Origin of the sequence: Aeromonas sp. R9-2, assembly GCF_040908025.1 — a bacterium.
GTDB lineage: Bacteria > Pseudomonadota > Gammaproteobacteria > Enterobacterales > Aeromonadaceae > Aeromonas > Aeromonas veronii.
Window position 1 is genome coordinate 390,074 of the sequence record NZ_JBFOCX010000020.1, and the last position, 21,245, is coordinate 411,318.

Below are 21,245 nucleotides of genomic sequence, written 5' to 3' on the forward strand. Positions count from 1 at the left end.
ACGGCGAGCCCTATCTGGCGGCTCATACCATCATAAAGGGCCAAACCAGAGTCTGCTCTACCTTGACCATTTTGATTTTGCTTCGCATTTTGCGCTCCTTGCGACTCAATCTTCTGCTTTTCATCCGGTTTACTCCTCTTGTTCGACGCCTTATCGCGGCAACCTCGTTCATGAATAATTCATGCCAGAGGTGATATTGATGAATACAAGCTGCGACACAATTAGGGACAGGCAGCCTGCCATGCGCCTTGCTGAGCTTGCCAAAGCGGAGCATGCCCCACCCACAGACGAGAGTGAAAAGAGTCAAAATGAAAAAGATGCTGACCCTGTTTGCCGTGATCCTGGCCATTGGCCTGGGGGCACCTCACGCCGAAGCCAAGAAATTTGGCGGCGGCAAATCCTTTGGTAAAAGTTACAAAACTGCGCCGGCCCAGCCTGCGGCCAAACCGGTCGACAACAAGAATCCGACACTGAATGCCCAGACTCCGCCGAAAAAGAGCGGCATGATGGGTGGCCTGCTGGGCGGCCTGCTGGCCGGTGGCCTGTTTGCCTACCTGCTGGGCAGCGGTGCCTTTGAAGGTCTGCAAGGAATGGACTTCCTGCTGATCGCCCTGCTGGCGCTGGGTGCCGTCTTCCTGATCCGTACCCTGCGCAAGGGCAAGGTCGCGACGCCACAGCCACAACAGGCAGCCTATGCGGGCTACCAGCCACCGCAATCCGCGACCCCGCAGCAGTTTGAGCAGAGCAACAGCGCACCGCAAGCCACCGGCTTTGCCGACAGCGACGTGCCGTTCCGCCTGCCGCCAGGCTTTGACATGAACAGCTTCCTGGCCGGTGCCCGCGATCACTATCGCACCCTGCAAGAGGCGTGGAACAAGAACGATCTGGGAAAAGTGCGCGAATACGTCAGCCCCGAGCTGTTTGAACAGCTCAAAGCCGAGCGCGCCGAACTGACTGGCGACCAGCACACAGAAGTAATGTATGTGGATACCCAGCTGGTACGCGCCGACTATGGCAGCGACTGGGCTCAGGTGAGCGTGCGCTTCAGCGGCCGCTACATGGACCGTCAGGAGCAGGTCGAAGAAGACATCAAAGAGGTGTGGCACCTCGAACGCGATCTGGCCAAGAACAATGCCCCCTGGCATATCGTCGGTATCGAGCAGCTGTAAGGCTTCGCGCCTATCAGTTAGTCACTAGGCAATAGCCAGTCAGTTAAGCCTGACTGGCTATTTTTTTATGGGGCACAACGAGACCAAATAGAGACTGACGCTGGCTCGCTACAGCTGTTGGGGCATGAAGTAACTTGTTCATATTGTGCTTATGATGACACCGATTTGATGACTCGTTTGCAGATGACGTTTGCGCTCCGCACAAAAGCCCCATTGCGGAACCGAGAGGGAATAATGTTGAGCATTAACCAAAAATAAGCAGCCCTGTTAGCTTGGGAAAAGCCGCGAGCCTATTTGACAGACATAAAAAAATCCGAAGCCAGAACAACCGGCTTCGGATTTCATCATCCAAGGAGGGGCAATTAATGAGCATTAATTGCTCGGTATGACTCCTACGGCAAATTTTTTATCATCGGCGTGGCCGTGATCAGTGGTGATGGCCCTTGCCACCACAACCGCCGCCACCGCAGCAGCCGCCGTGACCATGGTCATCACCGTGGTCGTGGCCATGATCGTGACCGTGGCCAGCACCGCCGCAGCAACCGCCGTGGCCGTGATCCTCATCGTGGTCGTGACCATGACCACCACAGCAGCCGCCGTGATCGTGGTCATGACCGTGATCGTGACCGCAACCACCGGCACCGTGAACGTGGCCGTGGGCCAGCTCTTCGGCAGTGGCAGCGCGCACGTCCTTGATCTCGACCTTGAAGCCCAGGGTTACGCCTGCCAGCGGATGGTTGCCATCCACCTTGACGAACTCTTCAGACACTTCAACCACGGTCACCGGACGGTGGCCATCATCGGTTTCAGCCACAAAAGTATCCCCTTCGGAGACTTCCATGCCGTCGAACAGCTCGCCCGGTACTTCTTGTACCAGTGTCTCGTCATATTCGCCGTAGGCCTGGCTCGGTGCCAGAGTCACTTCGAAGGCTTCACCTACCGCGCGACCTTCCAGCTCGGCTTCCAGGCCTGAGACCAGGTAACGGGTGCCGTGCAGATAGACCAGCGGCTCTTTGCCGACAGTGCTGTCGATGACTTCACCGTGCTCGTCGGTGACTGTGTATTCCAGCGTAACCACGCTCAGAGGAGCTACTTTCATGTCAGGATCCTGCGGATAGAAAAAAACGGGCTCAGAATACCCTAAAAAGCGGGCCGCGCATATGCCGTGCCGCGCCACTGAGTGACGAAAAAAACGGCAACAGCGTCAGCGAGGAGACCTGCATTCCACCCGCCGTTGCCTTATCAGGGGCGAAACACCCCGATCACCTCTTCCGCCTCGCGAGTCTGCTTGTCGACCTCGGCAGGCGTTTGTACCTGGGTATCGCCACAGGCGACGCAGGTCACCTTCTCGACTCCATGCTCCAGATACAGCATCATGTTGTCCAACTTGCCGCACGCCGGGCAAACTGCACCGGCAATGAAGCGTTTTTTACGTCTGGTTTCCATATTCGTTACCTCCAGGCAGCATCATATCAGGGTTTTTACATGCATCACGCCATCGAGTATCACCATTTTTCCTGCCAGGGCCTGCACGCCGGCAACCGCAAACGAACTCCGGTCGGGCAGCTGTTGCGGATCACCCGGGGCGCCGCACTGCTGAGACTGGGCCAACATGAACTGTTGCTGCCGGCAGGCAGCAGCTTCTGGCTCTGCGCCGATGCCCTCGCGGCCTTCAGCCCCCTCAGCGGTTGCGAGTACGATCAGCTGAATGTCTCTTTGCGCGTGGCTCAGCCGCAGCAAGCAGGCTGGCTGCTGGCCACCCCGCTGCTCGATGCCCTGCTCGACTCGCTGGCCCGATGGCAACGTCCGAAAGAGTGGCAAGGGGCCTACGGTCAGCGACTGCAGGTGATCCTGGATGAGCTGCAACAGTGCGCCATCAGCCAGCAGGGTCACGGTGAGCTGCAAGCCTGCTGGCAAGCACTGGCCAATGACCAACAGGAGTCTCTGCAACAGTGGGCACAACAAGCCGATGCGCCGGTGGAAGGGACTGCATTGCAACAACAGTGGCAACTGCTGCAGGCGCTCAGATTGCTCAAGGGCGGCAGCAAGCCCGCGCAGGTGGCCAGCAAGCTGGGTTATGCCGATGAGGCCGCATTGCAAGCGGCCTGCCAGCAGTGGGGCGTTGGCGAGGATGGAGATCAATAACCGGACGCTGGTGTGAATGCGCGAACTAAATTGGCTGAATGAGTCCAGTTTTTTGCCAGATGGTCGTTAACAAGGAAGGGCCATTCCCCCCGTAATCCTTTATGCTAGAGGCCTGAAGTGACTGCCAACGTTTCGACCAACAGGACATCTGCCATGACGAGCAAAGCCAATCAATCCCAGGGCATGTTGCTGTTTCACCTTTCAGCCAAACAATCCTTTGCCATCGGTACCCTCAAGGTGAAGGAGATAGTGCCCTACACCCAGCTGACGGCAATGCCGCACTCGCACCCGACCGTGTTGGGGGCCGCCAATATGCGCGGCTCCACCATTCCGGTGATCGACATGGCGATGGCGGTGGGCTATCGCCCCATCAGCAAGGAGGAGATGCCCCACTGCTTCATCATCATTACCGACTGCCGCCGCACCCTGGTGGGCTTTCTGGTGCGAGGCATCGATAAAATCACCGAGTGCAACTGGCGCGATATCGAATCGCCCCCTGCCTCCCTCGGTCACAATGTGTTCGTAACCGGCGTGACCCGGGTCAATGACCAGCTGATCCAGCTGCTGGATGTGGAGCTGATCCTCTCCCGGGTCTATCCGGATGATCCGAGCCACCTCTATCCGGTACTGACCGATGTGCAGCGGGAACGGATCAAGCCGATGCGGATCCTGCTGGTCGATGACTCTTCGGTCGCTCGCCGTCAGCTGATGGCCGCCCTCGACTACATCAATATCCCCTATGAGGTCTGCACCAATGGCAAGGATGCACTGACCCTGATGCAGACACGGGCAAGCCAGAAGACCCCAATCGATATTCTGGTGAGCGATATCGAGATGCCGGGGCTCGATGGCTACGAGCTGGCCTTCGAAGTGCAGAGCGACAGCAAACTGGCGGGGGCCTACATCATCCTGCACACCTCCCTCTCCAGCGAGATCAGTGTGGAGCGGGCCCATCAGGTGGGAGCCCATGAGGCGCTGACCAAGTTCGAGGCCAATGAGCTGATCCAGGCCATGCTGCGCGGCGCCGAACATCACGATCGCCTGCTGAAATAAGCCAATGACTGGCGGGAGGAACACGCCTCCCGTCCTCCTTATCTTCGACCCAGACCGACTGACCCCATGCTGACCGAGAGCCACTTCCACGCCCCCTGGTGGGCACGCAATCCTCATCTGCAGACCATATTGCCCAAATGGCTGCGCCGCACCCCTGCCCGTTTTGTGGCGGAGCGGTTTGAACTGCAGGATGGGGACTTTGTCGACCTCGCCTGGAGCGGGGAAGTCAGCCTTGATGAACGGCCGCTGATAGTGGTGTTTCACGGGCTGGAGGGAAGCATTCACTCCCATTATGCCAAGGGATTGTTCGCCCACCTGCAGCAAGAGGGCAGAGAGGCTGTGCTGATGCACTTTCGCGGTTGCAGCGGCGAGCCCAATCGCCACCTGCAGGCCTATCACTCCGGCGCCATCGGTGATGCGCAGGAGCTGATTGCCGAGCTGAGCCAGCGCTTCCCGGGCAAACCGCTGATCGCCATCGGCTTTTCACTGGGTGGCAATATGCTGGTCAATCTGCTGGCACGGGGCTGTCCTGCGGCATTGAAAGCAGCGGTGGTGGTCTCGGCCCCGCTGCAACTGGCGAGCTGCGCCGAGCGGGTCAATCAGGGCTTCTCGAAGGTCTATCAGAACTATCTGCTGCGCACCATGCGCCGCAATTTGCTCAGCAAGATCAGCCAACAGCAGAAAGCGAGTGAACGCTGGCAACCTCAACAAGTGGAGCAGATTGCCACCCTGCGCGATTTTGACGAGCTGGTCACCGCCCCCCTGCACGGCTTTCACAGTGCCAACCACTACTACCAGAGCTGCTCGGGACTACCGCTGCTGGCTCAAATCCCCATCCCTACCCTTATCCTGCACGCCGCCGACGATCCCTTTATGTCACACGCGGCCATTCCCCGGCCGGAGCAACTCTCGCCCACGGTGCGCTATGAGTTGAGCCAGCGCGGCGGCCATGTCGGCTTTCTGCACGGCACGCCCTGGCGGCCACGGTTTTGGCTGGATGAACGGATCAGTCGCTGGATTGCCGAACAGAGTCACTCCTCAACACAGAACTGATTGCGTCCCGACTCCTTGGCCCGATAGAGCGCCTGATCGGCCCGCTCCAGCAACTGGCTCGCCCCTTCGCCGGAGACATTGCTGGCAATCCCCTGACTCACCGTCACCCAGGGGGCAACATCGGACGCCAGATGCTCCAGCTGCAGGCTGGCCAAGCCATCTTGCAGCCGCTGCGCCACGCTGGCCGCCGCCTGACGGTCGGTATTGGGCAGCAGCAGCACAAACTCCTCTCCGCCATAGCGGGCCACCAGATCAGATGGCGTGCGAACCGCACGGTTGAGCGCTTGTGCCACCTCCTTGAGGCATATATCCCCTACCTGATGGCCGTAGTGGTCGTTGAATCGCTTGAAATAGTCCACATCGATCAGGATGAGCGATAGCGGAGCGCCGCTCTCCTGGCTATGGGCCAAAGCGCGATCCAGCTCGATATTGAAATGCCGCCGGTTGGCGACACCGGTCAGAGGATCTTGCTTGGCGAGCTGATCAAGTTTGCGCAGCAGCGTCAGATTTTCATGCTCCCGCATGATCGCCAACTCAAACCAGCGGTGCAGCATGCGGCGGCCGACCTCCAGCGCAATCACGCCAAACAACACGCCAAGCAGGTAAATCTGGGGAAAATCGACGCGTAAAAAGAGTTCCAACCCCACCCCCACCGTCATCGGGCCCAAGAGATAGCCATAAAAAACCTTGCGATCGGGATAAAACGCGATAAGCGCAGCCAGCAGGTTGAGCCGCATGATCCCGTTGGCATAGCTGACCCCTCCCCGCAGCTCCACCTGACCAATCGTGTAGATGTGCAGCGTCCAGAGTCCGCCCCATAGCACCATCACCAGCGCAGCCATCCGTAACCAAAGGCGATCCTGCAGATGGTCACAAAACAGGCTGACAACAGGTAGCAGCAATAGCACCACCATGACCAGGGCCAGCTCACTCTGAAAGCGCCAGGGCAAGCTGTCATCACTGGCGAGCCCGACCTGACTGTAAACCTCGTAGCGTATCGAAAGAAACAATACCACCAGCCAGTTCAACAACCAGAACCACACCATGCCTCGGGCAATCGCCTCTCGACGTGCACTGTCCAGATGCTCAGTCAGGGTTAACGGCGCGCTGCGCTGCGCTTCAGACAACATCTCTCAGACTCCGGTGAAAAGGTAAAAAGTGATTGCATTCGCGGGATTCAACACAACAATAGCCTGACGATCACCTCTTTTGCTGTGAGACCTTTAAATGATCATTCCCTGGCAAGAACTGGACGGCGACACCCTGACCAACCTGATCGAACACTTTGTGTTGCAGGAGGGAACCGAATATGGAGAACAGGATGTACCGCTTGGTGTCAAAGTCGATGCAGTGAGAGAACAATTACAGCAAGGCAAAGCTGTCATCGTCTATAGCGAGCTGCACGAATCGGTGAATATCGTGATGAAAGACCGCTTCATCGAGCAGTCTTGACCCAACCGCAATCCGGACCTTATAACGGAATTCCCAAGGAAGAGAGAATCCCATGTCGGCCAAGCACCCCATTATTGCCGTTACCGGTTCGTCCGGTGCCGGCACCTCCACCTCCACCAACGCCTTTCGCTCCATGTTCCATCAACTGGGATATACCGCGGCGGTGGTGGAAGGTGACAGTTTTCACCGCTACACCCGACCGGAAATGGATGTAGCGATCCGCAAGGCGCGCGAACAGGGGCGTCATATCAGCTATTTTGGCCCTGAGGCCAATGACTTCGGGCTGCTGGAGAGCTTTTTCCAGGGCTATGGGCAGGATGGCAATGGCCAGTATCGCCGCTACCTGCACAGCTTTGACGAGGCAGTGCCCTTCAACCAGATGCCCGGCACCTTTACCCCCTGGCAGCATTTGCCCAGCAATACCGATCTGCTGTTTTATGAAGGGCTGCACGGCGGTGTGGTCACCGAGGATCACAATGTGGCGCGCCACGTGGATTTTCTGATAGGCGTAGTGCCCATCGTCAATCTGGAGTGGATCCAGAAGCTGATCCGCGATACCTCGGAGCGAGGGCATTCCCGCGAGGCGGTGACCGACTCCATCGTTCGCTCCATGGATGACTACATCAACTTCATCACCCCGCAGTTCTCGCGCACCCATATCAACTTCCAGCGAGTACCGACGGTGGATACCTCCAACCCCTTCAGCGCCAAGGTGATCCCGAGTCTGGACGAGAGTATGCTGGTGATCCGGTTTCGCGGTATCAAGCAGGTGGATTTCCCCTACCTGCTGTCGATGATCGATGGCTCATTCATGTCGCGGATGAACACCATTGTGGTGCCGGGTGGCAAGATGGGCTTCGCGATGGAGCTGATCCTGCGCCCGCTCATCCAGCAATTGATCGAAACCGGCAAAATAACCTGATTCAAAGGAGTTCACGATGCGGCTTGCTTATCTCTTTGTGGCACTGCTCGCCCTGCTTGGCGGTTGCAGCAGCGGGCCAGCGGCCCCCACGCTGGAGTCCGGCACCATGCTGGTTCGCCCGATGGGCAACTGGACCTATGGTGCAACCCCGCGCTACGCCCTGGCCGAACAGTATCAATTTGCCGGTGAGTTGGCTGAAGGGTGGCTGGAGCCGATGCAGCAGGCGGTAAGCCGGGAGCTCAATGGCAAGGGATGGCAGAGTGCACCGCTCGATGAGGCGGATCTGTGGGTCGCCATCGGCGTCGCGGGCGGCAAGGATATGAGTGACGGCGAGATTTTCGCCCGCCTTGGCATGACACCCGGGGTATATGCCTCGGCCAACCAGCGCAAAGGGTCGCTGGCCATCGTGCTGCTCGATCGTAAAACCCAGAAAGCAGTCTGGAGCAGCATCATCCAGCTGACCAGCGACGTGAGCATTGCAGACAGCCAGCGTCAGGCACTCAGCCAACAGCTCGCGGCCGAGCTGCTCAATCGCGTCCCCACCAACTAGCGCTTGTTTAGTGATAACGGATGGATAGAAAAACGGCTTGCCTCCCGGCAAGCCGTTTTTTGTGGTCTCAACCTCTTGACCCAATCCGGCCTAGGCCAGACTCGGGCACAAAGCCGCACACCTTCAGCTATCTGTGGTCACTTATTTAAGCGTACAGGTCAACAGTGTGACCCCTTTCTGGGTGAGAAGAGCTTGTTTCTCCTGATTCCAGAAGGTGGTCAGGCCGTCAGAATATTTGGCGCCAGACTCTGACTCCACACGCGCCAGCTTGTGATAAACCCCGGCATAGGGGAACTGCACCATATCGGCCTGGGCATCATAGGTAACGGCCAGCATCTCTTCGCCACACTGGTATTGGCTGTATTGATACTGGGTAGGTTGCGGGCTGCTGCACGCCGCCAGGCCCAAAAGGGGAAGCAGAGCGATCAATTTTTTCATTGCACTTTCCTTATGTAATGGCTTTATGTCATGGCCTTGTGCAGTGGCCTTACGTAACGGCCTTATGCCAGGGTACCAACGAAACTATCGTTATCAAGCTTCAACAATTTGATAACTATGGGTAATTTGTACCGCTTTTTCCAACATCAGGGAAACAGAACAATATTTTTCCATCGACAGATCGACCGCTCTGGCCACCTGTTTCTCTGCCAATCCCTTGCCTGTCACCACGAAGTGCAGATTAATCTTCTCGAAAACCCGGGGCACGCTATCGACCCGTTCGCCACTGACATCGACGTGGCATGCGGTCACCGACTGGCGCGCTTTTTCGAGGATGGAGACCACATCAATGGAGCTGCAACCACCGACCGCCAGCAGGATCATCTCCATCGGGCTGGCCCCCTCACCGGGGTTGGCACCATCCAGGATCACCTTGTGACCGGATTCACTCTCACCCACAAACTTCATCCCTTCCACCCAGCTGACCTTGGCTTTCATCTCGCACTCTCTCCTGTTAATCATGATGATGGATCCCTAGCATAACCCAGTCGCTTATCTCTGCCGAACAGGGGGAGTTGGGATGGAAATAGATCAAAATCAACATCTCCGACCTCTATCTTCCCTAGAATGGCCGGAGCGGCGCAGCAGGCATTACTCAAAGGGCTCTGTCAAAAGCCCGCAAAGCCTTGTCAGCACAGGCAAAGGCTCTTATCCTACTGCGACCAATACAAGGAATGGCAAGATTGGCAGCTTGCCCGGACGCACAAGTCCATAAAAAGACACTACAGAGGAATTCTCATGGTCATTGGCAAACCGCAAAGCGATCCCACCCTGGAATGGTTCTTGTCGCACTGCCACATTCATAAGTATCCCGCCAAGAGCACCCTGATCCATGCGGGTGAAAAAGCGGAGACCCTCTACTACATCGTCAAGGGCACTGTGGCCGTCTTGATCAAGGACGATGAGGGCAAAGAGATGATCCTCTCCTATCTGAACCAGGGCGATTTCCTGGGCGAGATGGGGATGTTCGAGGAGAACGAGAATCCCGAGCGCTCCGCCTGGGTTCGCGCCAAAGGCTCTTGCGAAGTGGCAGAGATCTCCTACAAGAAGTTCCGCCAGCTGATCCAGGTCAACCCGGACATTCTGATGCGTCTCTCTGGCCAGATGGCCAAGCGCCTGCAACACACCAGCCAGAAAGTGGGTAACCTCGCCTTCCTGGATGTGACCGGCCGGATCGCCCAGACCCTGCTCAACCTGGCCAAACAGCCGGATGCCATGACCCACCCGGATGGCATGCAGATCAAGATCACCCGTCAGGAGATCGGCCAGATCGTCGGCTGCTCTCGTGAAACCGTGGGCCGCATCCTGAAGATGCTGGAAGAGCAGGAGCTCATCTCTGCTCACGGAAAGACCATTGTGGTATTTGGCACTCGCTGATGACCCGTCCGCAGGCCTGACTGAGGCCTTGGGATAAAAAAGGCTGCTACGGCAGCCTTTTTTGATCCTCTCCCCTATAATCCCGAACGCCCTTCACTGTTCCGGCATTCGCCCAGAGAGTTACTATGCACCTTCAATGTCCCCGCTGCCGCAGTCCGCTCCATCTTCATGAAGCCTCCCAGGGGCGCTATTGCGACAACAAGCATCACTTCGATCCGGCACCGGAAGGTTATCTGGATCTCATCCCCGGCAAGAAAAACCCCAAAGACAGCGACAGCCGCGCCCTGATGCGCGCCAAACACCATTTCCTGGAAGCCGGCCACCAACTGCCGCTGGTTGAGGCCATGGCCGCCCTACTCGCTCCGCTGGCCCCGCAAGAGCTGATCCATCTTGGGTGCGGTGAAGGCTACTACTGCCGCGCGCTGGCAGAGCGCCTGCCCGGCTGGCAGTTTGCCGGGGTTGATATCGCCAAGAACACCATCTTTGCCGCCAAAAAAGCGCAGCCGGACGGCCAGTTTGTCATTGCCGATCCCGCTCGCGCGCCGTTGCAACCGGGTTCTGCTCAGGTGCTGTTGGTCAACGATCTCAAGGTCAAGACCGAACAGCTAGTCAGCTGGCTGGCCCCCGGTGGCTATCTGCTCTATCTGCAGCCAGGCCCGCGCCATCAGTGGCAACTGCGGGTCAGCCTCAATCCGGTGAGCATGGAACACCCCCTCAGCTGGCCAACCCTCGGCGGTCTCAATCCGATGGCTCAACAGCGCTGTCAGTTCAGCCTCACCATGGATCAGGCCATGCGCAGCTTTATTCTGGAGACCAGCCGCCTTGGCTGGCGGGCAACCGGTGAGCAGCGTCACGCTTTCGCTCAACAGGGCCCGAATGAACTGGAACAGGATCTGCTGCTGACCCTGTGGCAAAAGCCCCTCTGATCACTGGGGGGAGCCTTGCAAGGCTCCCCACGTTTTTTCCCCGCCCCCATTCTCCCCTGCGTGATCTAGCTCACAACTTGAGCCATTGACCTTGTTGCTCAGAACAGCCTTGATGTCAAAAAAGTCACTAGAAAATAATTCATTGAATTTAATCTCTTTTTATCTTGTCAAAAACCGTCACACCCAGTCTTGATAACGACCTCGTCACCTCAATTAAACAACGATGGATTCAGGCCCAGTCAAGGTTGGGGCGCCTACCGTGTGGCTATCGGACCATTTCCGATTTCACAGAACCGACAACAAGTTCGGAAGTGTTTACATCAGAGGAATAACGCATATGAAGAAGTCTGCACTGACTATTGCCATCTCCAGCCTGCTGCTGGCGAGCGGCGCCCATGCTGCTACCGTTTACAACCAGAACGATACCAAGCTGGAGATCGGTGGCCGTGCTCAGGGCATGTACTACGGCACTGACGACAACGGCTCCGAAGGCGACCAGAGCTATTTCCGTGTAAACATGCGCGGTGAAACCAAGATCGCCCCCGAAATGAAGGCGTTCGGCTTTGCCGAGTACAACCTGCCGACTTCCGGTTCTGACAACGACGAGCTGCGTTATGCCTATGCCGGCATCAAGCACGATCGTTTCGGCGCATTCAGCTACGGTCGTCAGGATGGTCTGTTCCGCATCGTGAACGACTACACCGACGTACTGCCCGAGTGGGGCGGTGACGGCCTGGGTAAAGGCACCGAAGTATTCGGTACCGGCCGTACCAACGGTCTGGCCCAGTACCTGTACACCTACAATGGCCTGACCCTGGGTGCCCAGTTCACCGGCAACAATGATCCGCAGAATGCCGATCGCTCCAACTTCAACACCAATGGCACAACTTGGAACAAGAAAGGTTCCAAAGAAGGTTTTGCTGTAGCTGCCTCCTATGACTTCGATATGGGTCTGGGCCTGTCAGCTGCCTACAACCAGGCTGGCAAGACCGATGAACAAGCTCAATTCGCTGCCTTCGGTGGCGACAAGGATGCCAAGCTGATGGGCTTTGGTGCCAAGTACGCTGTAGGTGACCTCTACCTGGCTGCAACCTACTCCCACGGTGAGAACCACCTGTTCGTGAACAACGGCTACGCTGAGAAGCACGACGGTTACGAAGCTGTAGCCCAGTACACCATCGGCAAGTTCAAACCTTCTCTGGCCTACCTGCGCACTGATGTAAAAGATACCGCTCACGGTATCGATGATACCTACACCGAGTACGTATCTATCGGTGCCTGGTACAACTTCACCGAGAACTTCAACGCCTACGTTGATTACAAGCTGAACCTGCTGGACTCCGTAAATGGCAAGTCCACCAACTCTCTGGGCCAGAACACCGACGACGTAGTCGCGGTTGCTCTGCAGTACAACTTCTAAGTAATTGGAAGTCAGTTATACCCTGTGATACCAATGTCTACTGTTTGAATTACTTCCGGCCGCTCTGCGGCCGGTTTTTTTATTGCGCCTTTTCAGCACCTTGCATATAACTATCGAGCGGATTGATGGCAATATCCGCGCCGTTGACAGGGAGTGACAAGGAGATATTCACGGATGAGAAAAGTGCGCGGGAACATAGACTGGCAACGCGGGTGGCTGCTGTTGCCACTGCTGTTGATATCGCTCATCTGGAGCAGCACGGCAGATGCCAGCTGGGATCAGAGCCTCTATCGTCAGCTGGGTCTGGCCGGCAAGCTGGATAAACAGACCTTTCGTCAGGCCCTCAACAGTTATCAAACCGTGCGCCACAAACGCAAACCCATTCTCACCATCATCGATTACAGCAAGCCATCCACCCAGCGCAGGCTGTTTGTCATCGATATGAAACGCCACAAGCTGCTCTATCACACCTGGGTCAGTCATGGCCGCAACTCAGGTGAACTGGCCGCAAAACGCTTTTCCAACCAGCTCAACTCCCGCCAAAGTTCCCTTGGCGTCTATCGCACCGCAGAAACCTATCTGGGCAAGCATGGCTACTCCCTGCGGCTGGACGGACTCAGCCCCGGCAAGAACAGCAATGCCCGCAAGCGTGCCATCGTAGTACATGGCGCCGCCTATGCCAGCCCGACCCATCTGCGCAAATATGACAAGCTGGGCCGCAGCTGGGGTTGCCCCGCCCTGCCCAAAGAGCAGGCCAGAGCCATCATAGATACCATCAAGGGGGGGAGTGTCATCTACGCTCACGGCTAGCGGGCACAACACCAGAAAACGCAAGGCCAGCAATCGCTGGCCTTGTTTGTTACGCTTTTCACACTAAACGTGGCGCGTTATTGGCGCACCACCAGTACCGGACAGGGTGCATGACGCACCACAGACTCGGCGACACTGCCTACCAGCAGATGGCTGATACCAGAGCGACCGTGGCTGCCCATCACGATCAGCTCAACCTCATCCTCCTTGGCCTGAATGACAATTTCATCGGCGGCGCGGCCAAAGCGAATATCAAAGGTGGCCGGGATCGGCAGGGTGGCAACCAGCTCTTTGAGCTGGGTTCTGGCCTGACGCTCCATCTCGTGAGTGATCTCGATGGCCGTCATATGAAGGATCTTGTAACTGTCAAAACCGTGTAGTTGATCAACCACGTGGATCAGCTTGAGCTGGGCCTGATGGCTCTGTGCCATGAAAACGGCATAGTCGAGTACCGCGCGAGACATTTGGGAAAAATCGACTGGACAGAGCAGAGTCTTGATCGATGGCATAATGCAGTCTCCTCTACTGATTGGGGTGCTATTGAATCTTTACTCGATCATAACGATCCGACCGCAAATAACCCTCGACCCTGTCGCAAAATGGAGATGCGAGATGTTTTCTCCGCCCGCCGCGATCAATGCATGGTATAAATCAGGTGATAAATGCTCTCCTCACCCCTGCGAGGATAATGCTGACCATGCTGCGCATCGGTTGTTTGCTGCTTTACTGTCTGTGTGCGATCGCCCACGCTCGCACAGCCGATATTCACGTCTATTGCGATGGCTGGCCCGGTTTCTGCCAACCGGATGGCCGCGGTATCTATCTCGATCTGGTGCGAACCATCTACCAACCCCACGGCTATCAGATCGTGCCCCATATCGTGCCTTACAAACGCGCCGTCGCCATGGTAGCCAGGCAAGAGGGGGATATGGCGATGAGTGTCTATCTGGATGAGGTCAAGGGGGTCAAGCAGCCCCATCAGCCAGCCTCCGCCGATGATGTGACCGTCTTCATGCTCAAGCAGCGGCAGCCACAATGGCGGGGAGAGCGCAGCCTCGAGGGAGAGACCGTCCTCTGGCGGCGAGGATGGGTGTTAGATAAATATCTTCCGGTCACCATGCGGTGGCACGAGATCGACAACCATGAGATGGCCCTGCAGCTGATTGGCAAGGGGCGCTATCGCTATTACCTGACCGCTGGCGTGCTCCATTCTGCCGATGAGACCCCGGCCAATATGTACCGCACCATTTTGCGCTGGATCCCGACTTACCCCATTTTTGCCGATACCGAACGGGGCAAGCGGCTACTGCTGCTGTGGGATCAGGAGATGGTGAATCTGATCCGTCGCGGCACGCTGGCCGAGATATATCGCCATTATCATCTCTATGACTACTACCGCGACTTTCTTGAGGAGCAGGCGGTCAAGACCGGCGAAAACTGATCCCACCATAGGGGAAAGAGAAGGATGTCGCAGCCCCGTCAACAGCAGCCACCGCCAGCAACCTGCCCATAAGCAACACCTTGTCCATTGCAGTTTGAATCACCGTTGCCACGCCACAACTCAGGGTTGCCGGAACCCCTTCGCCAATCGGTCATAGAGGATCACGTTGACCGAGGCGGCCAGATTCATGCAGCCCTGAGTCGGCACATAGACCACATCTTTCACCGCTCCATAGAGGGCGGGATCGAGCGTACCATCCTCCGGCCCGAAGATATAAAAAGCGCGTTCCGGATGGACATAGTCGGGGAGCGGCGTAGCGCCATCGATCAGATCGACCACCACGGGCACGCATCCCTGCGGGATAAACGCCATCAGATCATCCACCCCGAGCAGCGGGATCTTCTCCACCATCTGCTTGGTATCAGTGGCAAAGCGGCGCGCCAGCTCGAAGCGGTTGCCGGTGTAGTAGACCTCGTCTACCCCGTAACAACCCGCAGCCCGCATCACGGAGCCGACATTTTCCGGAGATTTGGGATTGACCAGCCCCACGCAGCAGAATGCACTCTTTTCCATCATCTCTCCTCATCTTGCGGCGGCCATTATAAGCCGCTGCGGGGTCATCGACCCGTTAAAAGTGCCTCGCCAAGCTCAACGACTCGTCGCCCCATCACGGATGTCGATTTTTTGTGCGCAAGCCGACAAATTTTGTACAAGCTGATAGCCAGCAAACGTTTCCCAGCAATAATAGACAAACGTTTGCAAATGGATGTTTGTCTATGACTGAGCGTGAACAAGAGATCCTAGCCCTGCTGCGTCAGGATCCCATGATTGCCCAGCAGGAGCTGGCCGATCGCCTCGGCATCAGCCGCTCTGCGCTGGCCAGCCACATCTCAAGCCTGATCCGGCAGGGGTATGTGCAAGGCAGAGGCTATGTGTTGCGAGAGGGTCCCTACGTAGTGGTGATCGGCGGTGCCAATATGGATATTTGCGGCACCAGCCATGACAACCTGCTGCTCGGCGACTCCAACCCAGGCAAGGTGCGCACCGCGGCCGGTGGTGTTGGCCGCAATATCGCCGAGAATCTGGCGCGGCTCGGCAGCGACACCCGGCTGCTGACCGCGGTCGGCAACGACCAGTATGGCCACCATCTATTGGAAGTGAGCCAGCGGGCCGGCGTCGATGTGCGCCAGACTCTGGTGCTCGATGGCCACGCCACCTCCTGTTATCTCAGCCTGCATGATGGCAGCGGCGAAATGAGCTGCGCTATCAATGACATGGCCATCATAGAGCAGCTTACCCCTGCCCGCCTGACCCCCCTCGCAGGCTTTCTCGGCGGTGCCCGGCTTTGGGTGCTCGACACCAATCTGGCTATCCATACCCTCGACTGGTTGTTTGAACGGCAAGGTGAGCACGCCATCTTTGTCGATACCGTTTCGGTGGCCAAGGTGGAGAAGATCCGCCCCTGGCTCGGCAAGATCCACACCCTCAAACCCAATCGAAGCGAAGCCGAGCAGCTGTGCGGCATGACCATCGCCGGGCCCGAAACCTGGCCCATGGTGGCCGCCTGGTTCCACCGCGCTGGGGTCAAGCGGCTGTTCCTCAGTCTGGGTGAACAGGGGATCTTCTACAGCGATGGCGAGCAGCAGGGTCACCTGCCGGTACTGGGTAGTCCGGTACTCAACGTCACCGGCGGCGGGGATGCCTTTATGGCTGGCCTCGCCCACGCCTGGCTGCAACAGCTCGACATTGCCCAAACCACCCGCTTTGCCCTGGGCTGCGCCGCCCTCACCGTCAATTGTTCCGATACCGTTTTTTCCGGTCTGAGCAAGACCGCCGTTGACCGCATACTGGAGGAGTACTCATGCTGAACGCTTACCTCGATATCCAACCGGAAGTTGCTGCCGCACTGGCCGCCGGCAAACCGGTCGTCGCCCTCGAATCCACCATCATCTCCCACGGCATGCCCTATCCGCAGAACGTGGAGACGGCCCGTCAGGTGGAGCAGGTGGTGCGCGACAACGGTGCCATTCCGGCCACCATCGCCATCCTCGATGGCCGCCTCAAGGTGGGACTGGATGCCGGTGCGCTGGAGGCCCTCGGTCGGGCTGGCCATGCGGTTACCAAGTGCAGCCGCCGCGACATTCCGTTCGTGCTGGCACGCAAAGGGATGGGGGCCACTACGGTCGCCTCGACCATGATCATTGCCGCCATGGCCGGGATCCGGGTCTTTGCCACCGGTGGCATTGGCGGGGTGCATCGCGGCGCGCAGGAGACCTTCGATATCTCCGCCGACCTGCAGGAGCTGGCGCAGACGCCGGTGGCCGTAGTCTGCGCCGGTGCCAAGTCGATCCTCGATATCGGGCTGACCCTGGAGTATCTGGAGACCCAGGGCGTGCCGGTGATCGGCTATCAAACCGAGGAGTTGCCCGCCTTCTACACCCGCGAGAGCGGCTTCAAGGTCGATTATCGCCTCGATACCCCGGCAGCCATCGCCGAGGCGCTGCGCCTCAAGTGGGAGCTGGGACTGGCGGGCGGCGCCGTGGTGGCCAACCCCATCCCGAGCGCACACGCTATGCCGAAAGCCGATATCGACGCAGCCATTGCCCAGGCGCTCCATGAAGCGGACGAGCAGGGGATCAAGGGCAAGGCGTCAACCCCCTTCCTGCTGGCCCGCGTCTGCGAGCTGACTGGCGGCAACTCGCTGGCGGCCAACATCCAGCTGGTATTGAACAACGCGGCCCTCGGCGCCCGCATCGCCGCCAGCCTCTGATCGCTCGCCGATACCTCGCCATGTAAAAGAGGGCCTTGCGGCCCTCTTGTTGTTTTTGCTATCTGCAGTGCTATTGCAACGCTGTGTTATTGCAGCACCACGCGCCCATTGAGGGGCTGCACCGGCCGGTTGTTGGGGTGGTGCATCACCGCCTTGAATGCGTCGATCTGGGCCTGACTGACCTCGACCGGCTGCTTCATCACCAGCCAGCGCACTCCTTCCGAGCAGGGAGGCGTAGTAAGGGAACCGCTGAAGCGATAGTAGTCACGATTCTCAGGCAGTAGTTGCTCAGCAGAGAGCGGCGCCTTGAGGGCCTGGGTCTCCCCCACCTTGGCCGGTAATGCACTCCAGGCAGCCGCCAGCACCGGATTGGCCTTGCCAGCCTCGAACATCACCGCCACCACGGCGATCTCTCCCTTGTCACTGACGTGTACCAGATGCCCTTCCAGCGGATAGGATTTGCCCTCGATGAGGTTCTCACTCGGGGCGTGGAAGTGGAACTGCTTGAGTCCAAACGTGGTGCCATCGAGTTGCAAGGTGCTACCCGGGGCATAACCGACCTGCACGGTATGACCGTTGTTGACCACTGTATTGCCACCCGCCTTATAGTGGAGTACCAGCGGTGCCAGTTTGGCCTCGACCAATCCGCTCAGGTCAACCGGCGACTGATTGCTGCCCGCACACTGACCAAACTCCGGGGTCAGCTTGGCCCAGTGGGCAGGTCCCGCCTCACCGCTATATTCCCAATGGGAGGTCGCAGCAAACACGACAGGGCACAGCAACAGGGAGCAGACCAACAGAAACTTTCTCATCATACATCCTTATCTTGATTGAAAAGCACGACCATCGCCTCCCCCAGATTGCGGGGCATGCAGAGATGGCATATCTGATACGCGGGATACAGAACATCAGAGCGACTTTCTAATGGTAACGAGCACGGGTTGGTCAATCGGTTTGACCGCGGCTCAATACAGAGTCGTTTGGCAAGTATATGGTGAGGGATCGACAGAGACAGTGAAAGAGGGGGAAATTAATCAGCCTGCTATCCACTCATCGTCTGGCGGATGCGGGTCAAGGTTCAGGGTGTCACGCTTTCATAACAACCATCCATAACAACCATCGCGGGAGTCCGGGCTCCCGCGATGGTTGCCGATAACGGCCATTAACGGTCGCGATTCAACGCGATCAGACGATCAAGAATCGCTTCACCATCGGCACGCAAACCGTTGTGCTCATATTCATTGGTGATCCAGGCGCGACTGTTGCCAAGGCCACGCAGAGTTTCGCGACTGTAGTCAAACTCCACATACATATCCTCGGCATAGACGGCGCAGGCTACCGGCACCTGATTGCGGGCCAGCTGGGCCGGGTCATAGAGCGCCCCCCAGTCCGCCTTGTTGGCCAGCAGATGAGCCGCCTCTTTCAGGGGCAGCAACTCGCGGTACTGCTCGAACATCCAGGGGTAAACCATCTCGCCGGTGAAGGCGAAATCCTTGCCGGGTGCCCAGTTCACCGCCGGGAATTCCACTCTGACCCGCTCCGCCGCCCAGCTAGTCGCCTCCCCTTCGGCGTAGATAGCTTCGTGCAGGATGGCGAACAGCGGGTTGGTATTGAATGGCTGCATGCTCTGCACCTGATAGAGAAAGGCTGGGCTCAGCTTGTCACCGATAAAGGCCTCCTCCAGCAGGTAATAAAGCTCCTCAAAGGCACCCGTAGCACCGAGATCCAGCCCCTGCTGCTGGAACTGCTCCACCGTCAGGCGCTGGCCGTTGGGCAGTCGCACATCATGCTGGTGCAGATGGTTGGCCAGCCGGTTGGCAATCCCCTGAGCATGGGGGAAGCGGGCGAAGAAGGCTCGGTTCTTGTCAGCCACCCGCTGGTAGGTGGCGCGGTAAACCTCCTCGGCGCTGCGGCCAATCGGCGCGATGCCGCCGGTGATATAGACCTCCCGCAGGCTATCGGGGAAGAGCGAGAGATAGGTCAGGCAGCAAAAACCGCCAAAGCTCTGACCAAGCAGGCTCCAGCGATGCTTGGGGCTAAGCTCCTGCCGGATGAACTCGGCATCTTGCACTATGCTGTCGGCGCGAAAATGGCCGAGATATTCCGCCTGCTCGGCCGGGGTCATTTTGGCCAGACTATGCCCGTGAATGGGGCTCGACATCCCGGTGCCACGCTGATCCAGCAGCAGCACTCGGAACTCCTGCAACGCCCGCTTGAGCCAGCCACTGTTGGCCGTCGGGCGCGGAGCCCCGAATCCCGGCCCACCTTGCAGAAACAGCAGCCAGGGCAACGTCTCATCGAGCTTGTCTTTACGGCAGAGGGTACGGGCAAACAGGGTAATGCTGTCGCCATCCGGCTCATCATGATCGAGGGGAACGGTAAAAAAGTGCGGCTCGCAATGAATGCCGTCCAATACATAGCTCAAGGGGCTGCTCATCTGGGATCTCTCCGTCAGGATGGGAACATCATTGCCCCAATCATATCCCCGCCCTGCCTTGGGGTCACTCCAGTTTTCCAAAATGTTAACAATGGCTTAAAGGTCGAAACATCACCAGACAAGCCGCTCTTCAACGGTGCTGAATTAATTGTTTTGCGGGGGAGATTGACGCCATGGCGCCATTCAACAAAGATGGCTCGCCTGCACAGGAGTGCAGCCATTCAGGCCGACAAAATGGATAAGGGAATGTGATGAAACCGAAGTGGATCAGGGCCAGAAAAAGAGAGAAGAAGCCATGCCCTGGCAGCATGTTGCAAACCGGAATGCTGCTGTTCAGTGCCACCTGTGGCGCGACGCTCTTTTTGGCCGCATGCAACAGCAACTAGAAATGAAAAAGCCCGCTCGATTGAGCGGGCTTTTCGAATTTGGCTCCTCCTACTGGACTTGAACCAGTGACATACGGATTAACAGTCCGCCGTTCTACCGACTGAACTAAGGAGGAATTATGGTGCCCAGAGACGGAATCGAACCGCCGACACGGGGATTTTCAATCCCCTGCTCTACCGACTGAGCTATCTGGGCAACGGCGCGCATTAAACCCTTTCCAGCGCAGAGTGTCAACCATGATGGCACGATAAAAAGCGCGTTCGCTCAACAACCGAACGAAGCGACCATTTATTATCCATTTCAGTCCTGTTTGCCATACTTGCTGGCCTCTGCACACCCTATAGGCGGCGCCAATATGATGGAAATTCGAGGTTCAGTGGGTCCGCCGCATTGAGCCGAATCCACTCTGCGAGTATGCTTTGCCGCAATGATACCGCCTGGAGGCAACATGAGTCTGAATATGCAAGAGTGGCGTGATGAGACCACCGAGATCGTCAACGAACTGCTGGCCGATGGCAGCAATCCCGATGCGGATTACGACATCGAGCACCACTTCGCCTGCCAGGATTTCGACCGTCTGGAAAAAGCAGCGGTTGACCTGTTCAAGGCCGGTTTTGAAGTGACCGATGCCGAAGAGATGGAGCTGGATGACGGCGCCACCATCTTCTGCTTCGATGCCACCATCGAGTGCAAGCTGAATGTCGAAGCGATCGTCGCCGATATCGCCAAGATGCTGCCCATCCTGGAAAAATACGGGGTGGATTACGATGGCTGGGGCACCTACTTCCAGGATTGATCCTGCCTCCATCGTAAAACAACAAGGCCACCTTGCGGT

At 57.7% G+C, this 21,245-nt stretch carries 24 protein-coding genes and 2 tRNA genes; 15 read left to right on the forward strand and 11 right to left on the reverse strand.

Translation table 11 applies throughout. The features are described from left to right. The first annotated feature begins 308 nt into the window (after nucleotides 1–308). The gene (locus AB5Y71_RS07815; protein ID WP_368171331.1) at nucleotides 309–1,169 is read left to right on the forward strand and encodes a Tim44 domain-containing protein; all 861 of its coding nucleotides are present in this window, start codon (nucleotides 309–311) and stop codon (nucleotides 1,167–1,169) included. 427 nt (nucleotides 1,170–1,596) lie between these two features. On the opposite strand, the gene slyD is transcribed toward AB5Y71_RS07815, so the two are convergent. Next, the gene (gene slyD, locus AB5Y71_RS07820) at nucleotides 1,597–2,268 is read right to left on the reverse strand and encodes a peptidylprolyl isomerase (RefSeq protein WP_100645229.1); all 672 of its coding nucleotides are present in this window, start codon (nucleotides 2,266–2,268) and stop codon (nucleotides 1,597–1,599) included. Between the two features lie 143 nt (nucleotides 2,269–2,411). Further along, on the reverse strand, nucleotides 2,412–2,615 hold the full coding sequence (locus tag AB5Y71_RS07825; RefSeq protein ID WP_005335287.1) for a YheV family putative zinc ribbon protein: 204 nt from the start codon (nucleotides 2,613–2,615) through the stop codon (nucleotides 2,412–2,414). 39 nt (nucleotides 2,616–2,654) lie between these two features. Here AB5Y71_RS07825 and AB5Y71_RS07830 point away from each other — a divergent pair, with 39 nt between their 5' ends. The 3 genes from AB5Y71_RS07830 (at nucleotide 2,655) to AB5Y71_RS07840 (ending at nucleotide 5,420) form a co-directional block, all read left to right on the forward strand. Then, the gene (locus AB5Y71_RS07830; protein ID WP_368171332.1) at nucleotides 2,655–3,314 is read left to right on the forward strand and encodes a hypothetical protein; all 660 of its coding nucleotides are present in this window, start codon (nucleotides 2,655–2,657) and stop codon (nucleotides 3,312–3,314) included. A 153-nt stretch (nucleotides 3,315–3,467) separates the two neighbouring features. Continuing rightward, nucleotides 3,468–4,367 carry a chemotaxis protein gene (locus tag AB5Y71_RS07835; RefSeq protein WP_005335289.1) on the forward strand — a complete coding sequence of 300 codons (900 nt, stop codon included), beginning with the start codon at nucleotides 3,468–3,470 and terminating at the stop codon, nucleotides 4,365–4,367. A 66-nt stretch (nucleotides 4,368–4,433) separates the two neighbouring features. Further along, complete coding sequence (locus AB5Y71_RS07840; RefSeq protein ID WP_368171333.1) at nucleotides 4,434–5,420, forward strand: hydrolase; 987 nt, start codon at nucleotides 4,434–4,436, stop codon at nucleotides 5,418–5,420. On the opposite strand, the gene AB5Y71_RS07845 is transcribed toward AB5Y71_RS07840, so the two are convergent. After that, complete coding sequence (locus AB5Y71_RS07845; protein ID WP_368171334.1) at nucleotides 5,399–6,550, reverse strand: membrane-associated sensor domain-containing protein; 1,152 nt, start codon at nucleotides 6,548–6,550, stop codon at nucleotides 5,399–5,401. The genes AB5Y71_RS07840 and AB5Y71_RS07845 overlap by 22 nt on opposite strands. A gap of 97 nt (nucleotides 6,551–6,647) precedes the next feature. Between AB5Y71_RS07845 and AB5Y71_RS07850 the strand changes: the two genes are divergently transcribed. The 3 genes from AB5Y71_RS07850 to AB5Y71_RS07860 are packed head-to-tail and all read left to right on the forward strand — an operon-like array spanning nucleotide 6,648 to nucleotide 8,344. After that, entirely contained in the window at nucleotides 6,648–6,872 is a 225-nt protein-coding gene (locus AB5Y71_RS07850; protein WP_005335298.1) for a YheU family protein, read from the forward strand. A 52-nt stretch (nucleotides 6,873–6,924) separates the two neighbouring features. Next, nucleotides 6,925–7,794 carry a phosphoribulokinase gene (locus AB5Y71_RS07855; protein ID WP_005335299.1) on the forward strand — a complete coding sequence of 290 codons (870 nt, stop codon included), beginning with the start codon at nucleotides 6,925–6,927 and terminating at the stop codon, nucleotides 7,792–7,794. A 16-nt stretch (nucleotides 7,795–7,810) separates the two neighbouring features. Next, nucleotides 7,811–8,344, forward strand: coding sequence for a DUF4136 domain-containing protein (locus AB5Y71_RS07860; protein WP_255909555.1), 534 nt, complete (start codon nucleotides 7,811–7,813; stop codon nucleotides 8,342–8,344). 141 nt (nucleotides 8,345–8,485) lie between these two features. Here the strand turns inward: AB5Y71_RS07860 and AB5Y71_RS07865 are convergent, their stop codons facing one another. Further along, nucleotides 8,486–8,782 carry an MliC family protein gene (locus AB5Y71_RS07865; protein ID WP_005348285.1) on the reverse strand — a complete coding sequence of 99 codons (297 nt, stop codon included), beginning with the start codon at nucleotides 8,780–8,782 and terminating at the stop codon, nucleotides 8,486–8,488. A gap of 93 nt (nucleotides 8,783–8,875) precedes the next feature. Further along, entirely contained in the window at nucleotides 8,876–9,280 is a 405-nt protein-coding gene (locus AB5Y71_RS07870; RefSeq protein WP_005362569.1) for an OsmC family protein, read from the reverse strand. A 300-nt stretch (nucleotides 9,281–9,580) separates the two neighbouring features. On the opposite strand from AB5Y71_RS07870, the gene crp reads away from it, so the two are divergent. From crp to AB5Y71_RS07890, 4 genes are all read left to right on the forward strand, one after another. Further along, nucleotides 9,581–10,219, forward strand: coding sequence for a cAMP-activated global transcriptional regulator CRP (gene crp / locus AB5Y71_RS07875; RefSeq protein WP_005335304.1), 639 nt, complete (start codon nucleotides 9,581–9,583; stop codon nucleotides 10,217–10,219). Nucleotides 10,220–10,344: 125 nt separating this feature from the next. Beyond that, complete coding sequence (locus AB5Y71_RS07880; RefSeq protein ID WP_201942318.1) at nucleotides 10,345–11,145, forward strand: putative RNA methyltransferase; 801 nt, start codon at nucleotides 10,345–10,347, stop codon at nucleotides 11,143–11,145. Nucleotides 11,146–11,482: 337 nt separating this feature from the next. Next, nucleotides 11,483–12,565: a porin gene (locus AB5Y71_RS07885; RefSeq protein ID WP_139441993.1), complete on the forward strand. Its 1,083-nt coding sequence runs from the start codon at nucleotides 11,483–11,485 to the stop codon at nucleotides 12,563–12,565. Nucleotides 12,566–12,739: 174 nt separating this feature from the next. Beyond that, a complete protein-coding gene (locus AB5Y71_RS07890; protein ID WP_201942312.1) occupies nucleotides 12,740–13,375 on the forward strand; it encodes a murein L,D-transpeptidase catalytic domain family protein in 636 nt (211 codons plus the stop codon). A gap of 77 nt (nucleotides 13,376–13,452) precedes the next feature. On the opposite strand, the gene AB5Y71_RS07895 is transcribed toward AB5Y71_RS07890, so the two are convergent. Next, the gene (locus AB5Y71_RS07895; RefSeq protein WP_005335309.1) at nucleotides 13,453–13,884 is read right to left on the reverse strand and encodes a universal stress protein; all 432 of its coding nucleotides are present in this window, start codon (nucleotides 13,882–13,884) and stop codon (nucleotides 13,453–13,455) included. Between the two features lie 188 nt (nucleotides 13,885–14,072). Between AB5Y71_RS07895 and AB5Y71_RS07900 the strand changes: the two genes are divergently transcribed. Next, nucleotides 14,073–14,816: a hypothetical protein gene (locus tag AB5Y71_RS07900; protein ID WP_368171335.1), complete on the forward strand. Its 744-nt coding sequence runs from the start codon at nucleotides 14,073–14,075 to the stop codon at nucleotides 14,814–14,816. Nucleotides 14,817–14,936: 120 nt separating this feature from the next. On the opposite strand, the gene AB5Y71_RS07905 is transcribed toward AB5Y71_RS07900, so the two are convergent. Beyond that, a complete protein-coding gene (locus tag AB5Y71_RS07905) occupies nucleotides 14,937–15,389 on the reverse strand; it encodes an RNA methyltransferase (protein ID WP_005335311.1) in 453 nt (150 codons plus the stop codon). A 203-nt stretch (nucleotides 15,390–15,592) separates the two neighbouring features. On the opposite strand from AB5Y71_RS07905, the gene AB5Y71_RS07910 reads away from it, so the two are divergent. Together AB5Y71_RS07910 and AB5Y71_RS07915 are read left to right on the forward strand one after the other, a co-directional pair. After that, entirely contained in the window at nucleotides 15,593–16,684 is a 1,092-nt protein-coding gene (locus AB5Y71_RS07910; RefSeq protein WP_368171336.1) for a PfkB family carbohydrate kinase, read from the forward strand. Beyond that, the gene (locus AB5Y71_RS07915) at nucleotides 16,678–17,586 is read left to right on the forward strand and encodes a pseudouridine-5'-phosphate glycosidase (protein WP_368171337.1); all 909 of its coding nucleotides are present in this window, start codon (nucleotides 16,678–16,680) and stop codon (nucleotides 17,584–17,586) included. Before AB5Y71_RS07910 ends, AB5Y71_RS07915 begins: the two co-directional genes overlap by 7 nt. A gap of 86 nt (nucleotides 17,587–17,672) precedes the next feature. Here AB5Y71_RS07915 and AB5Y71_RS07920 read toward each other — a convergent pair whose 3' ends face one another. The 4 genes from AB5Y71_RS07920 to AB5Y71_RS07935 all read right to left on the reverse strand — a co-directional run bounded on the left by AB5Y71_RS07920 (nucleotide 17,673) and on the right by AB5Y71_RS07935 (nucleotide 20,605). Further along, nucleotides 17,673–18,398 (reverse strand): carbonic anhydrase, encoded by a 726-nt coding sequence (locus AB5Y71_RS07920; protein WP_368171343.1) that lies wholly within the window; start codon nucleotides 18,396–18,398, stop codon nucleotides 17,673–17,675. 350 nt (nucleotides 18,399–18,748) lie between these two features. Further along, complete coding sequence (locus AB5Y71_RS07925; RefSeq protein WP_236269639.1) at nucleotides 18,749–20,023, reverse strand: alpha/beta fold hydrolase; 1,275 nt, start codon at nucleotides 20,021–20,023, stop codon at nucleotides 18,749–18,751. A 426-nt stretch (nucleotides 20,024–20,449) separates the two neighbouring features. Continuing rightward, nucleotides 20,450–20,525: transfer RNA gene (locus AB5Y71_RS07930), tRNA-Asn, on the reverse strand. A gap of 4 nt (nucleotides 20,526–20,529) precedes the next feature. Further along, nucleotides 20,530–20,605 (reverse strand) — tRNA-Phe (locus AB5Y71_RS07935). 265 nt (nucleotides 20,606–20,870) lie between these two features. Here AB5Y71_RS07935 and rraB point away from each other — a divergent pair. Continuing rightward, a complete protein-coding gene (gene rraB / locus AB5Y71_RS07940; protein WP_026034893.1) occupies nucleotides 20,871–21,206 on the forward strand; it encodes a ribonuclease E inhibitor RraB in 336 nt (111 codons plus the stop codon). The last annotated feature ends 39 nt before the right edge of the window (nucleotides 21,207–21,245 follow it).

What these genes read in the sequence shown, in the direction of transcription:
- AB5Y71_RS07815 (WP_368171331.1), top strand. Translation starts at nt 309, where the DNA reads ATGAAAAAGATGCTGACCCTGTTTGCCGTGATCCTGGCCATTGGCCTG.
- AB5Y71_RS07835 (WP_005335289.1), top strand. Translation starts at nt 3,468, where the DNA reads ATGACGAGCAAAGCCAATCAATCCCAGGGCATGTTGCTGTTTCACCTT.
- AB5Y71_RS07825 (WP_005335287.1), bottom strand. Translation starts at nt 2,615, where the DNA reads ATGGAAACCAGACGTAAAAAACGCTTCATTGCCGGTGCAGTTTGCCCG.
- AB5Y71_RS07845 (WP_368171334.1), bottom strand. Translation starts at nt 6,550, where the DNA reads ATGTTGTCTGAAGCGCAGCGCAGCGCGCCGTTAACCCTGACTGAGCAT.
- rraB (WP_026034893.1), top strand. Translation starts at nt 20,871, where the DNA reads ATGCAAGAGTGGCGTGATGAGACCACCGAGATCGTCAACGAACTGCTG.
- AB5Y71_RS07925 (WP_236269639.1), bottom strand. Translation starts at nt 20,023, where the DNA reads ATGAGCAGCCCCTTGAGCTATGTATTGGACGGCATTCATTGCGAGCCG.
- AB5Y71_RS07885 (WP_139441993.1), top strand. Translation starts at nt 11,483, where the DNA reads ATGAAGAAGTCTGCACTGACTATTGCCATCTCCAGCCTGCTGCTGGCG.
- AB5Y71_RS07880 (WP_201942318.1), top strand. Translation starts at nt 10,345, where the DNA reads ATGCACCTTCAATGTCCCCGCTGCCGCAGTCCGCTCCATCTTCATGAA.
- AB5Y71_RS07905 (WP_005335311.1), bottom strand. Translation starts at nt 15,389, where the DNA reads ATGGAAAAGAGTGCATTCTGCTGCGTGGGGCTGGTCAATCCCAAATCT.
- slyD (WP_100645229.1), bottom strand. Translation starts at nt 2,268, where the DNA reads ATGAAAGTAGCTCCTCTGAGCGTGGTTACGCTGGAATACACAGTCACC.
- AB5Y71_RS07855 (WP_005335299.1), top strand. Translation starts at nt 6,925, where the DNA reads ATGTCGGCCAAGCACCCCATTATTGCCGTTACCGGTTCGTCCGGTGCC.
- AB5Y71_RS07830 (WP_368171332.1), top strand. Translation starts at nt 2,655, where the DNA reads ATGCATCACGCCATCGAGTATCACCATTTTTCCTGCCAGGGCCTGCAC.
- AB5Y71_RS07860 (WP_255909555.1), top strand. Translation starts at nt 7,811, where the DNA reads ATGCGGCTTGCTTATCTCTTTGTGGCACTGCTCGCCCTGCTTGGCGGT.
- AB5Y71_RS07870 (WP_005362569.1), bottom strand. Translation starts at nt 9,280, where the DNA reads ATGAAAGCCAAGGTCAGCTGGGTGGAAGGGATGAAGTTTGTGGGTGAG.
- AB5Y71_RS07895 (WP_005335309.1), bottom strand. Translation starts at nt 13,884, where the DNA reads ATGCCATCGATCAAGACTCTGCTCTGTCCAGTCGATTTTTCCCAAATG.
- AB5Y71_RS07850 (WP_005335298.1), top strand. Translation starts at nt 6,648, where the DNA reads ATGATCATTCCCTGGCAAGAACTGGACGGCGACACCCTGACCAACCTG.
- AB5Y71_RS07910 (WP_368171336.1), top strand. Translation starts at nt 15,593, where the DNA reads ATGACTGAGCGTGAACAAGAGATCCTAGCCCTGCTGCGTCAGGATCCC.
- AB5Y71_RS07890 (WP_201942312.1), top strand. Translation starts at nt 12,740, where the DNA reads ATGAGAAAAGTGCGCGGGAACATAGACTGGCAACGCGGGTGGCTGCTG.
- crp (WP_005335304.1), top strand. Translation starts at nt 9,581, where the DNA reads ATGGTCATTGGCAAACCGCAAAGCGATCCCACCCTGGAATGGTTCTTG.
- AB5Y71_RS07920 (WP_368171343.1), bottom strand. Translation starts at nt 18,398, where the DNA reads ATGAGAAAGTTTCTGTTGGTCTGCTCCCTGTTGCTGTGCCCTGTCGTG.
- AB5Y71_RS07915 (WP_368171337.1), top strand. Translation starts at nt 16,678, where the DNA reads ATGCTGAACGCTTACCTCGATATCCAACCGGAAGTTGCTGCCGCACTG.
- AB5Y71_RS07900 (WP_368171335.1), top strand. Translation starts at nt 14,073, where the DNA reads ATGCTGCGCATCGGTTGTTTGCTGCTTTACTGTCTGTGTGCGATCGCC.
- AB5Y71_RS07840 (WP_368171333.1), top strand. Translation starts at nt 4,434, where the DNA reads ATGCTGACCGAGAGCCACTTCCACGCCCCCTGGTGGGCACGCAATCCT.
- AB5Y71_RS07865 (WP_005348285.1), bottom strand. Translation starts at nt 8,782, where the DNA reads ATGAAAAAATTGATCGCTCTGCTTCCCCTTTTGGGCCTGGCGGCGTGC.